This window comes from Polynucleobacter sp. UK-FUSCHL-C3 (assembly GCF_040409815.1).
Classification (GTDB): domain Bacteria; phylum Pseudomonadota; class Gammaproteobacteria; order Burkholderiales; family Burkholderiaceae; genus Polynucleobacter.
This window is the reverse complement of record NZ_CP099959.1, coordinates 501,189-514,101: the sequence shown is the minus strand read 5'-3', so window position 1 is coordinate 514,101 and position 12,913 is coordinate 501,189. Positions and strand designations below refer to the sequence as shown.

Genomic DNA, 12,913 nt, shown 5'->3' with positions numbered 1-12,913 from the left:
ATCTACTGAAAACTTCCAATACGTCCCAAGGAGCCCATATTGAGCCAAATAAAGAAGGCTCGCCCTACTAAATTTTGATCCGGCACAAATCCCCAGAATCTAGAATCCAAACTGTTATCCCGGTTATCACCCATCACAAAATAATGGCCTGGAGGCACCTTGCAACTCATCGAAGTGCCAATGTATTGGCAAAACTCTGCGCCTGGAAAACGCTCGGGTTGATAAATTGTGCTGCGATCAGGATCGTTCAAAATCTCATGTTGATTACCACCCAAATCCGTTGGAAAACTTTCCTTGTAGAAATTAGCGTAACGCATGCTCTCTGGATCCAGGTATGGAGTGCCACCTGCATATAAAAGAGGCTTGCCATTAATAACTACTTTTTTGTCCTGATATACGATCTCATCCCCCGGAATTGCAATAACGCGTTTGATGTAATCGACCGACTCATCTTTGGGATATCGAAAGACAACCACATCGCCCCGTTTTGGGGTACCTACATCAAGCACTTTTTTGTTGATCACTGGCAAACGGATTCCATAGGTATATTTATTAACCACAATAAAATCACCTATGTGTAAAGTAGGAATCATTGAGCCCGAGGGGATCTTAAAAGGCTCAATTAAAAATGAGCGTAGGACAAATACAGCCACAATGACTGGAAAGAAACTTGCCGAGTACTCAAGCCATAATGGCATGCGATCTATTCCCGCAGCTTTGCGTTGCGGAGCAAAGTAAAGCTTGTCGGCAATCCAAGCAATGCCGGTAATCACCACTAAGGTAAATAGAATTAAAGCGAAGTTCATTTTTCCTCTACCTGCAAAATGGCTAAGAAAGCTTCCTGTGGAATCTCCACATTACCAACTTGCTTCATGCGCTTCTTACCTTCTTTTTGTTTTTCTAGCAACTTGCGCTTACGCGAGATATCTCCACCATAGCATTTAGCTAAAACGTTCTTGCGTAATGCCTTGACGTTCTCACGAGCAATAATATTGCTGCCAATAGCTGCCTGAATGGCAACATCAAACATTTGCCTTGGAATAATGCCGCGCATTTTTGCAACCACCTCACGACCTCGATGCTGACTATTGCTGCGATGAACAATGATCGATAAAGCGTCCACTCGATCACCATTAATCAAAATATCTACTTTCACTACATCAGCCGGACGATATTCTTTAAACTCATAATCCATCGATGCATAACCACGGGAGACCGATTTCAGGCGATCAAAGAAATCCAACACAATTTCAGCCATTGGTAACTCGTAGGTGAGCTGTACTTGACGACCCAAATAGGTCATATTAGTTTGAACTCCACGCTTGCCAGTACACAAAGTAATCACCGAACCAACATACTCTTGTGGCATGTAGAGATTAACGGTCACAATAGGCTCTAAGATAGTTTCAATCTTGCTGGGATCGGGCATCTTGGATGGGTTATCAACCACGATTGTTGTGCCATCGCGCTGCAAGACTTCGTACACCACAGTTGGTGCAGTAGTAATTAAACTCATGTCAAACTGACGCTCTAGGCGCTCTTGCACGATCTCCATATGCAGAAGCCCCAAAAATCCACAACGAAATCCAAAGCCTAGAGCTTGGGAGACCTCGGGGTCGTATTGCAAAGAAGCGTCATTGAGTTTGAGTTTCTCAAGAGATTCGCGCAGAGCGTCATATTGATTCGCCTCGACAGGATAAAGCCCTGCAAACACCTGAGGTTTAACTTCTTTAAATCCAGGAAGAGGATCTGCTGCGGGAGTCCTGCCTTGTTGACCAGCGGCATGCGTCACAGTATCACCAACTTTTGCAGCTTTAAGTTCTTTAATGCCGGAGATAATAAAGCCCACCTGCCCAGCAGAAAGCTCACTGCGAGTTAATGACTTCGGTGTAAAAACACCTACTTGCTCGACTAAATGGGTAGAGCCGGTTGCCATTAACAAAATTTTGTCTTTTGGTTTGAGGGTGCCGTTCATTACCCGAACCAACATCACAACACCAACATAATTATCAAACCAAGAATCAATAATTAAAGCTTGCAATGGTTTAGTAACATCGCCTTTTGGAGGCGGTACACGCCGAATCATCTCTTCTAAAACATCAGCAACACCTAAGCCTGTTTTTGCAGAACAGGTTACCGCATCACTCGCATCAATACCGATAACATCCTCAATTTCTTTCTTGGCCGACTCTGGGTCTGCTGATGGTAGATCAATTTTGTTGAGAATAGGAATAACCTCTACTCCAAGCTCGGTGGCGGTATAGCAATTTGCGACAGTTTGGGCCTCAACACCCTGACTGGCGTCAACCACTAGTAATGCGCCCTCACAGGCCGACAAAGAACGGCTAACCTCATAAGAGAAATCCACATGCCCTGGGGTATCGATCAAATTAAGGTTGTAGGTCTTGCCGTCTTTGGCTTTATAAGATAGGGCTGCAGTTTGGGCTTTGATCGTAATCCCCCGCTCGCGCTCAATATCCATAGAATCAAGGACTTGCTCACCCATCTCCCGATCGGATAAGCCCCCGCATAACTGAATAATTCGGTCCGCCAAGGTTGATTTGCCATGATCAATATGGGCGATGATGGAGAAATTGCGGATGTGATCCATTGGCTGTTCTATAGGTGTTGTACAAAACGCCTTGTCGCAACGCAACACAATGATGCGCTGCAATAAGATGTCTTTCCTCCATTGTAATGGGATAGGGAAAAGGGCTTATTTTCCTTATCTAAAGGGGATATTACCCCTGCACCCATGAAAAAAGGGTGTCTTTCAACACCCTTTTTGAACCTAAAACTATGCGCTTATTTTTGAGCTGGTCGAATTGGGACCACAATCGTGCCATCCCCCCGTCGAACAAAGACTGGAACTGATTTATTAGGATCCATCGCCTTTACTGCGGACTCAAACTGTTTTACGCCAGTAATATCAGTATCGCCAATCCGCACGATGACATCACCAACTCGTAAGCCTGCTCGACCGGCTGCGCCCTCACCAACATTGGTAATTTCCACCCCACCCCTGCTACCAAGATCTTTCTTCTTTGCATCCGAGACATCAGAAACACTGATACCTAGGGACTTGTTTGCAGTACCAGCTTGTGGACTTGGGGTCTCCACTTTCTTAGCAACCGCCTTATCGGGTTCGGCATCGGCTACAACAACCGTTAGATCACGGGTTGTACCCTTACGCCAAACTTTGACAGTAGCACTAGTGCCTGGCTTAGTATCGCCAACAATACGGGGTAAATCAGTAGACTTAGTAATGTCTTTACCATTGAAGCTCAGAATCACATCACCGGCCTCAATACCGCCCTGTGCAGCTGGCGCACCTGGCTCAGCATTACGAACAAATGCGCCACGAGGTTTTCCTAAACCAAGACTCTCGGCAACCTCTTTATTGATTTCGCCAATCGCCACGCCAATTCGACCGCGCACTAAACGACCTGTAGTGCGAAGCTGATCAGCAACGCGCATGGCCTCATCGATGGGGATCGCAAAAGAGATTCCCATATATCCACCCGAGCGACTAAAGATTTGAGAGTTAATCCCAATTACCTGACCGGCAGTATTAAGAAGAGGCCCCCCTGAATTACCAGGGTTTACAGCAACGTCCGTCTGAATAAAAGGCAAATAATCACCGGTGTCACGACTCTTGGCCGACACAATACCTGCTGTTACTGTATTTTCTAAACCAAAGGGTGAGCCAATCGCAACAACCCACTCACCTACTCTCACCTTAGACGAGTCACCGAGAGGTAACTTGGGTAAACCAGTTGAATCAATCTTTAAAACGGCTAGGTCGGTTCGCTTATCGGCGCCCAATAACTTTGCCTTGAACTCGCGCTTGTCAGTTAGGGTGACATAAATAGTGGTCGCACCTTCAACCACGTGAGCGTTGGTAAGCACGACACCCGAGGAGTCGATAATGAATCCTGAGCCTACCCCGCGCTCAATCTCTTCAGGTTGACCCCGACGATTTTGTGGTCCCTTGGGGCCACCCGGCGCTCCAGGTAATGGAACACCAAAGAAGCGACGAAAGAATTCAGCTTGCTCATCAGGAATACCAGGGGCGCCGCCCTGAGCCTGCTGAGTAGCTTGCTTCTCAGTGGTGCGGATATTTACAACCGCAGGGCTTGCCTTTTCGACTAAATCAACAAAGTCGGGCAAAGCAACCCGAGGAGGTGTTTGAGCCTGCGTTATAGGGGCAAAAGATAGGACCCCCCAGCTAAAGACTGAAAAGACCGCTAATAGGATTTTTTTCATAAGAAATTGAGCTTAACTCAATCCAGTAGTTGCAATACTGACAATATTAGGGCGTATTCCCAAATATCAAGGTACCGTTAGTACCCCCAAATCCAAAATTGTTTTTAACCGCGTAGCTAATCCTCAGATCCCTAGCTGCATTAGCGCAGTAGTCTAAATCACATTCTGGGTCCTGATTAAAGATATTAATAGTAGGCGGTGACTTTTGATGGTGCAGTGCAAGAACTGTAAATACGGACTCTAAGCCACCAGCGCCACCCAAAAGGTGTCCAGTCATGGATTTAGTGGAGTTCACAACTACTTTTTTAGCATGATCACCTAAAGCCGCTTTTATTGCCTCAGTTTCATTTTTATCACCCAAAGGCGTGGACGTGCCGTGCGCATTGACATATTGAATTTGATCGGCATTTAAACCAGCATCTCGTAAGGCATTGGTCATGCAACGTCTTGGGCCATCCATATTGGGTGCAGTCATATGGTATGCATCACCACTCATCCCAAAACCACATAACTCTGCATAGATTTTTGCTCCACGAGCACGAGCATGCTCATACTCTTCTAGCACCATCACACCGGCACCCTCACCGAGAACAAACCCATCGCGATCTTTATCCCAAGGACGTGAAGCGGTCGCAGGATCATCATTGCGAGTTGAGAGTGCACGAGCTGCTGCAAAACCACCCACTCCTAATGGCGAAATAGTCGACTCTGCGCCACCGGCAACCATCACATCAGCATCCCCATACTGAATTAACCGAGCTGCCAAGCCAATGCTATGCAAACCGGTCGTGCAAGCGGTTACCGCTGCCACATTGGGACCCTTGAGGTTAAACAGAATACTGAGATGACCTGAGATCATATTAATGATCGATCCAGGAACAAAGAAGGGGGAGATGCGTCGTGGGCCACGCGAGAGTAACTCTGACTTAGTATCTTCGATCATGGGAAGGCCGCCGATACCAGAGCCAACCATTACTCCAATACGTTCCGCATTTTGATCGCTAATCGTGATACCACTGTCACGAATTGCTTGGGTGCCAGCAGCAATGCCATAGTGGATAAAAGTATCCATATGGCGCGCCTCTTTAGCAGAGACGTATTCCTCGACATTAAAGTCTTTTACTTCCCCAGCAAAGTGAACACTTAGTGCAGAGTGATCAAACTTTGTTATGGTGGCAATACCAGTACTACCCGCAATGAGGTTATCCCAAGCGGTCGCAACTGAATTGCCTACTGGTGAAATCAGACCTAAGCCAGTGACCACCACGCGACGTGGTTGTTTTAATGCGGGCACGACTTGGCCTAAATAATGATGTTAGCCCTGTCCAGCTTTCGTTTTAGCGAAATCAATCGCAAGCTGAACAGTGGTGATTTTTTCGGCTTCTTCGTCTGGGATTTCAATACCAAACTCATCTTCTAAAGCCATGACCAATTCAACAGTGTCAAGAGAGTCTGCGCCGAGGTCATTCACAAAAGAAGACTCATTCTTAATGTCTGCTTCTGGCACGCCTAATTGCTCAGCCACAATTTTCTTAACGCGTTGTTCGATGTTGTCCATTCATTCCCTCCGGGGCTTGTTAAAACGAATTACAGGATTTTATCAGTTTGTTAGCCGATGTCTCAATTTACTAGAATAATTAAACTAAATATAGGCCGCCATTGACGTGCAGGGTCGTTCCGGTGATATAGGCAGCGGCTGGGGAGGCCAAAAATGCCACTGCATGAGCCACATCCTCAGGGGTGCCTAGACGGGCTAAGGGAATGTTTGCCTTAAGACTATTTTGCTGCTCTTCACTCAGCGCACGCGTCATATCCGTGTCAATAAAGCCGGGAGCAACGCAATTTACGGTGATATTGCGGCTACCAATCTCGCGCGCTAAGGCACGAGTCATTCCCGCTACACCTGCTTTTGCAGCGGCGTAATTTGCCTGTCCAGCATTACCCATATGTCCGACAATCGAAGTGATATTAATGATGCGGCCACTTCGTGCCTTCATCATAGGTCGCATAACCGCTTGCGAAAGTTTAAATACAGAACTTAAGTTGGTAGAAATGACATCGGTCCACTCATCACCCTTCATCCGCATTGCCAAATTATCTTTAGTAATCCCCGCATTGTTGACCAAAATGTCGATGCGACCAAATTCTTGAACAATGCTCTCAATAATGCTTTCACACGCTGCGTTATCGGTGACATTTAAAACCTTAGCCGTACCGCCATGTGCTTGCAGGCGCGCTGCAATCGCTTGTGCGCCTGACTCTGTGGTTGCCGTTCCAATAACCGTTGCGCCGCACGCGGCAAGTTCTTGTGCAATCGCTTGGCCAATACCTCGGGATGCTCCTGTTACTAAAGCAATTTGATTTTTAAGATCTAAATTCATGCTTGTCTCTTTAATAGGTCTACGATTTTAATGTTTGCATGACTTCCATGAGGCTGGCCTCATCCATCAATGCCATACCCTGCAATTGATCGTCAATTCGTTTCGTTAAGCCAGCTAATACCTTACCAGGGCCACACTCAACCACCTGACCCACGCCACGCGCTGACATTGCCCGAATTGTTTCTTGCCAACGTACTGGTTTGGCAGCCTGGCGCACCAAGGCGTCCTTGATGGCAGCGAGATTATCCAAAATACTCACGTCTACATTGTTAATTACAGGAATGGTAGGAACATGAAACTCAATATTCTCAAGGTATGTCTTTAACTTCTCAGACGCAGGCTTGAGCAAGGAGGAATGAAATGGGGCGGATACCGGTAAGGGTAAGGCACGTTTAGCTCCGGCTGCTTTTAGCAACTCGCATGCTTTGGTGACTGCCTCTGATGCACCTGCAATAACAATTTGTCCTGGGGCATTGAAATTAACCGCTTCCACAATCATTCCAGATTGCGCACTAGCAGATGCGCATACCTCAATAACTATCGTATCTTCTAAACCTAAGATTGCCGCCATACCGCCTGTGCCAACTGGGACCGCTGACTGCATTGCCTCAGCACGAAAACGTACTAGCGGAACTGCATCTTTAAAACTAATAACGCCAGAAGCTACTAAAGCGGAGTACTCGCCTAAACTATGACCAGCCATAACGCTGGGTTTTGGTCCGCCAGCAGCCAACCAAGCTCGATAACAGGCGACCCCTGCGGTAAGCATCACTGGCTGGGTATTGGTGGTTAATGCCAAAGCCTCTGCTGGACCTTCAGCAATTAATTTGCCGATATTCTCACCAAGAGCATCGGATGCTTCTTGCAAAGTGGCATGAACCTCAGTCCGAGCAGCAAGGGAATTTAGCATCCCTACCGATTGAGAACCCTGTCCTGGGAAAACAAAAGCAAATGTCATATCAATCTCATGAAATAGTTTTATATGGAGTTAATCAATTAGTAGCGCAAGATTACTGCACCCCAAGCAAAGCCACCACCTACTCCCTCAAGCAATACGTGTTGTCCGCGCTTAATGTGACCAGAACGAATGCCAGTATCTAAAGCCAATGGAATCGATGCAGCCGAGGTATTGCCATGCTCAGCAACGGTCACAATTACCTTGTCCATCGACATTCCCATTTTGCGCGCAGTGCCCTCCATGATCCTAATATTGGCTTGATGTGGAACCAACCAATCAATTTGATCAGCGGTCATATTAGCCTTTTCTAAAACCTCGTTAGCAACCTGCTCTAAAACCTTCACCGCTAATTTAAAAACCGCTTGACCATCCATGGTCAAAAATGGTGAGCCTTCGATACCACCACAGATTGCTCGTCCAGGCACGCACAAAATATTGCGCTGACTACCGTCTGCATGCAAAGCACTGGCCAAGATGCCAGGTTGATCCGATGCCTCAAGGACTACAGCGCCAGCGCCATCTCCAAACAATACACAGGTAGAGCGATCCGTAAAATCCAATATACGGGAGAACACTTCTGCGCCAATGACTAATATCTTTTGATGCGCACCAGCCCGAATAAATGCATCAGCAATGCTCAAGGCATACGAAAACCCTGCACAGACAGCCTGCACATCAAAGGCTGCGCACCCATGCTTGGCGCCTAATTTATCCTGTATCACGCAAGCCGTACTAGGAAACCCACCCAAATGATCAGGAGTGGACGTTGCCAAAATAATGAGGTCGATATCACTGACAGCGCATGCGGCTGACTGCATTGCAGCTTGCGCTGCTTTGACTGCTAAATCGCTCGTTAGCTCATGATTTGCAGCAAAATGTCTCGCAGAGATCCCGCTCCGGGTTTTAATCCACTCGTCACTGGTCTCCAAACCTTGTTTTGCAAGACGTGCAACGAGATCTTGGTTGCTAACGCGTTGCTCTGGCAAATAACTGCCCGTGCCTGCAATGCGTGCATAGCGAACGGCGCTCATGCGGACCTCATACCAAAGGTTTCTGCAATCTTATCAACCATCCGGTTCTTAGCAGCGTCATATGCCCGGTCGAGGGCAATCTTAAATGCAAAACGATCCGCTGATCCATGACTCTTGATCACACAACCACGTAATCCCAATAAAACCGCCCCGTTATATCGGCGGTGGTCTACTCGCTTACGCACCCTCCCCAAGGGTAAGAGTGCTGCCAAGCCCATTAATTTAGTTAACAGTGAACGACTAAATTCTTCACGGATCATGCCGCTCATCATCTTTGCTAAGCCTTCGCTGGCTTTTAAAACTACATTTCCTACAAAGCCATCACAGACAACAATATCAGTTGTCCCCTTAAAAATATCATTGCCCTCTACATTGCCATAGAAGTTGAGATTACTTTGCCTTAACAGCTCTGCTGTTTGTTTGACAACATCATTGCCTTTGATAACCTCTTCACCAATATTCAGTAAGCCAATGGATGGGCTTGGATTACCGTTCACGACACGTAACATCACATCGGCCATTTGGGCAAACTGTAGAAGATGAATCGGCTCACAATCTGCATTGGCCCCTAAATCCAATACTGTCGTGCCCTTACCTAGCTCATTTGGGATCGCCGTTGCAATGGCGGGACGATCAATACCATCCAAAGTTTTGAGGAGATAGCGCGAAATCGCCATTAAGGCGCCAGTATTCCCTGCAGATATCACGGCATCTGCTTTACCTTCCTGTACTTGTGTAATCGCAACTCGCATAGAAGAATCTTTTTTGCGACGCAATGCCACCTCAATGGGGTCATCCATCAGAACAATTTCGGTGGCGCCAATAATCTCAAAACGAGTAAGCATTTCTGCATTACATTGTTTAATGGCTTCATTAAGCAATTTTGGATCACCTACTGCTATTACCATGGCATCAGGATGTTCTTGCAAAAAATCGCAGCAGGCTGGGATAGTCACAGAGACACCATGATCTCCGCCCATAGCATCGACTGCAAGGGTCACACTCATTGTTTTATGTTTGCAACGTGGATTGTGTCTAAGAAAAAAGCGGCTTTGAGCCGCTTCAATCCAGCAATATGAAATTAGTCGTTTTTGGTCTTAACGACTTTTCGACCACGGTAGTAGCCATTTGGAGAAACGTGATGACGCAAATGCGCCTCACCAGTAGTGGACTCAACCGCAATTGCAGGGGCGGTCAAAAAGTCATGGGCGCGGTGCATGCCACGTTTCGAAGGGGATTTTTTATTCTGTTGGACGGCCATAATGAACTCCTAAGCAAGCAAGAATTCTAGCATAGAAACAGGTAAAAACCCGTATTCGGTGACCAATTTAATACTATTTCTTCAGACTTTTCAGTACCTTAAAGGGATTTTGGGGTTCTGTACCCCCTCCCTCTTGGCTAATTTGGCAGTCCTCAATGGAGTGTTTTGGGGCATTGGGGATAGCTAGCAAGATCTCATCCTCAATAGCCTCCAAGAGGTCAAAGCTGTGACTGGCAACCATTGCCTCTTCGGCGTCATTGTCCATGGGGAAATCGTCAGCCTCTTCTTCAGTTTTCACAAAAACAAAGTGTTTTTTCTGCCCAAACTCAAATACCAAGGGCTGCAAACAACGCTGACAGGACAGTGTTAATTGCCCCTTAAGGTTAATTTCCAATACTGGCATTCCATCTCGATGATGGCTGCGTAGTTCGCAATAAAAACCATCGAGGGGATCAAGGTGTACGGCCTCATTTCGTAATCTGCCGAAATCTGCCAGATTCAGGAAACCCTCTCCAACATAAGAAACTGGGGCTAATATGTCTATCTTCCCAAGGGATTTTGGGGTGATTGCCAGCTGAACGATTGGATTAGCAGAATGAGAACTCATAGGAGAAGTCTAAAACGAGTCTTGAAACTAAGCCACAATATTGCAATATTGAATTCCCCAATGTAATTTTCTTATGGCAAATACCAAACAACTTGTTCTGGCTTCTAGCTCTATTTATCGTCGCCAACTGCTAGAGCGCTTGGGTTTGCCATTTACTATTGCGTCTCCCGATGTTGATGAGACCCCCCTAAAGCATGAGTTACCAGAGACAATGACACGGCGACTCGCCCAATTAAAAGCAAGTGCTCTTAGCAAACAGTTCCCCGAGGCATGGATTATTGGCTCCGATCAAAGCGCAGACCTTCATGGCCAAATCATTGGCAAGCCTGGCAATCATGAGCGAGCGCTTGCCCAACTAAAACAGATGCAAGGGCAAACTGTCGTCTTTCATACCGCCTTATGTCTTCTTAAGGGAAAAGAATATAAAACGCTTAGCGTTCCCACGCTTGTGCGTTTTCGTAATCTACCTGATGAAAGCCTAGAGAATTATTTACGGATTGAGAAACCTTATGATTGTGCAGGGAGCGCCAAGTCGGAAGGAATGGGAATCATTCTTCTTGAGCGAATAGAAAGTGATGATCCAACTGCTTTGATTGGTCTACCCCTAATTGCACTCTCTGGCCTTTTACGCGAAGCGGGTTTTGTAATTCCTCATGTCTAAGTCTTCAAATACAAGCGTCTTAGGATGTTTATATCTAGTGCCCAATACCCTCGGTGAAGAAGATCGAGTGACACAATTATCGCGGGTCATTCCACCGGATGCTCTTTGCCAAATGGCCTCTCTCAAAAATTGGATTGTTGAGGATGCAAAGACCGCAAGAGCCCTACTCAACGCCGTCAACCAAATTACTCCTTTGAGTCACCCTCTCCAAAGCATGCAAATGAACGAATGGCGCGGACCTCAGAGTAAAAACAAGACTGGTCTTAAACCCCACGAACTACTAAAACCCTTAATACAGGGTGAGGATGTGGGCCTGATGTCAGAAGCGGGGGTTCCAGGTGTCGCTGACCCTGGTGCAGAGATCATTAATATGGCACATCATTTGGGGGCACGGGTTAAACCTTTGGTTGGGCCAAGCTCGATCTTGTTGGGTTTAATGGCGAGCGGTTTAAATGGTCAATGCTTTAGTTTTCATGGCTACCTTCCGGTTGATGTTGTCGAGCGCTCCAAAAAGATCAAACAGCTTGAACATCGCTCCAAACAAAATCATGAAACTCAGCTATGGATTGAAACACCCTACCGTAATACGGCGATGTTAGAAACTTGCCTAGCCACTCTCCTACCTCAGACTCAACTATGTCTAGCCATCGACTTAAGTCTTGAAACCGAATGGATTTGGACGGCCCCTATCAACGAATGGCAAAAACGATTTACCAATCAATCCAGCATGAATGATGTTTTAAAAAATCGTCCTGCTATTTTTTTAATGCTGGCTTAGCGCATCTCTGCGCCACGCATCAGTGCTTTGCTAATTGCAGCGCCTGTTTCGGCACCAAAACGCTTAGCGACTCGTTCAGCAAAATTCTCTTTGAGTGTGTAGTCAACTAAATCAGGCGCTTTCAAAATATCGCGCGCCACAGAGTCAATCGTGCCATACCCATCGACCAGTCCCAATTGCAAAGCTTGTTCGCCATTCCATACGCGCCCCGTAAAGATGTCAGGATCATTTTTTAAGCGTTCGCCACGACCCTGCTTTACCACTGTAATAAATTGCTGATGGATGTCCTCAAGCATTTTTTTAACCATCTCAACTTGTTTGGGGTTTTCTTTGGAGAAAGGATCCAACATACCTTTGTCTGACCCCGCTGTGATTAAGCGCCTAGAGATGCCCATTTTTTCCATGAGCCCTGTAAAACCAAAACCGCCCATGACCACGCCAATAGAGCCTACGAGACTTGCCTTATCCACCAATATCTTGTCACCGGCAACGGCGATGTAATAACCGCCGGATGCACATACATCCTCAACGACTACATAAAAGGGTTTCTCAGGATGCAAGGTTCGCAAACGTCTGATCTCATCATTAATCATGCCCGCCTGGACGGGTGAACCACCAGGGCTATTAATGCGCAAAACGACACCAACTGCCTCTTTGCTTTCAAAGGCTGCGGTAAGCGCTGAATTGATATCCAAGGCATTTGCTATAGAGTTTGGGGAAATCTCACCCTCGATGCTCACGAGGGCGGTATGTTTTCCACTTCCACCACTACCCGGCAACTGAATATCAAACACTTGATAAATTAAGCCCACCAACACAAACAAACTCAATATCCTTAACAGAGCTTTCCAGCGCCTTGCCTTGCGATTCTCTTTTAAGTTCTCAAGCAAGAGCAGTTCAAGCGCGTTTCGCTCCCATTGAGAGTTGGATTTTTCTGATTCAGGGCTTTGCTTTGTATCCATAGTGAACT

At 46.5% G+C, this 12,913-nt stretch carries 14 protein-coding genes; 2 read left to right on the top strand and 12 right to left on the bottom strand.

The window, feature by feature from the left end; translation table 11 throughout:
* Positions 1-2 precede the first annotated feature (2 nt).
* The 11 genes from lepB to NKE59_RS02430 form a co-directional block, all read right to left on the bottom strand.
* Entirely contained in the window at positions 3-806 is an 804-nt protein-coding gene (lepB, locus tag NKE59_RS02480; protein WP_353439344.1) for a signal peptidase I, read from the bottom strand.
* Positions 803-2,611, bottom strand: coding sequence for a translation elongation factor 4 (lepA, locus tag NKE59_RS02475; RefSeq protein ID WP_353439343.1), 1,809 nt, complete (start codon positions 2,609-2,611; stop codon positions 803-805). The genes lepB and lepA overlap by 4 nt, the downstream gene beginning before the upstream one ends.
* A gap of 194 nt (positions 2,612-2,805) precedes the next feature.
* Positions 2,806-4,266 (bottom strand): DegQ family serine endoprotease, encoded by a 1,461-nt coding sequence (locus NKE59_RS02470; protein WP_353439342.1) that lies wholly within the window; start codon positions 4,264-4,266, stop codon positions 2,806-2,808.
* Positions 4,267-4,312: 46 nt separating this feature from the next.
* Positions 4,313-5,560: a beta-ketoacyl-ACP synthase II gene (fabF, locus tag NKE59_RS02465; RefSeq protein ID WP_353439341.1), complete on the bottom strand. Its 1,248-nt coding sequence runs from the start codon at positions 5,558-5,560 to the stop codon at positions 4,313-4,315.
* A 21-nt stretch (positions 5,561-5,581) separates the two neighbouring features.
* On the bottom strand, positions 5,582-5,824 hold the full coding sequence (gene acpP, locus NKE59_RS02460; protein WP_353439339.1) for an acyl carrier protein: 243 nt from the start codon (positions 5,822-5,824) through the stop codon (positions 5,582-5,584).
* Between the two features lie 79 nt (positions 5,825-5,903).
* Entirely contained in the window at positions 5,904-6,647 is a 744-nt protein-coding gene (fabG, locus tag NKE59_RS02455) for a 3-oxoacyl-ACP reductase FabG (RefSeq protein WP_353439338.1), read from the bottom strand.
* A 19-nt stretch (positions 6,648-6,666) separates the two neighbouring features.
* The gene (fabD, locus tag NKE59_RS02450; RefSeq protein ID WP_353439337.1) at positions 6,667-7,605 is read right to left on the bottom strand and encodes an ACP S-malonyltransferase; all 939 of its coding nucleotides are present in this window, start codon (positions 7,603-7,605) and stop codon (positions 6,667-6,669) included.
* Between the two features lie 38 nt (positions 7,606-7,643).
* Entirely contained in the window at positions 7,644-8,636 is a 993-nt protein-coding gene (locus tag NKE59_RS02445; protein WP_353439336.1) for a beta-ketoacyl-ACP synthase III, read from the bottom strand.
* Entirely contained in the window at positions 8,633-9,643 is a 1,011-nt protein-coding gene (plsX, locus tag NKE59_RS02440; RefSeq protein WP_353439335.1) for a phosphate acyltransferase PlsX, read from the bottom strand. The genes NKE59_RS02445 and plsX overlap by 4 nt, the downstream gene beginning before the upstream one ends.
* Before the next feature lie 74 nt (positions 9,644-9,717).
* A complete protein-coding gene (rpmF, locus tag NKE59_RS02435; protein ID WP_108507995.1) occupies positions 9,718-9,897 on the bottom strand; it encodes a 50S ribosomal protein L32 in 180 nt (59 codons plus the stop codon).
* A 73-nt stretch (positions 9,898-9,970) separates the two neighbouring features.
* A complete protein-coding gene (locus NKE59_RS02430) occupies positions 9,971-10,504 on the bottom strand; it encodes a YceD family protein (protein WP_353439334.1) in 534 nt (177 codons plus the stop codon).
* Between the two features lie 73 nt (positions 10,505-10,577).
* Between NKE59_RS02430 and NKE59_RS02425 the strand changes: the two genes are divergently transcribed.
* Positions 10,578-11,165, top strand: coding sequence for a Maf family nucleotide pyrophosphatase (locus NKE59_RS02425; RefSeq protein ID WP_353439333.1), 588 nt, complete (start codon positions 10,578-10,580; stop codon positions 11,163-11,165).
* Positions 11,158-11,943 (top strand): SAM-dependent methyltransferase, encoded by a 786-nt coding sequence (locus tag NKE59_RS02420; RefSeq protein ID WP_353439332.1) that lies wholly within the window; start codon positions 11,158-11,160, stop codon positions 11,941-11,943. The genes NKE59_RS02425 and NKE59_RS02420 overlap by 8 nt, the downstream gene beginning before the upstream one ends.
* Here NKE59_RS02420 and NKE59_RS02415 read toward each other — a convergent pair.
* Positions 11,940-12,905 (bottom strand): S49 family peptidase, encoded by a 966-nt coding sequence (locus NKE59_RS02415; protein WP_353439331.1) that lies wholly within the window; start codon positions 12,903-12,905, stop codon positions 11,940-11,942. The two genes, NKE59_RS02420 and NKE59_RS02415, sit on opposite strands and share 4 nt — an antisense overlap.
* Positions 12,906-12,913: the final 8 nt, after the last annotated feature.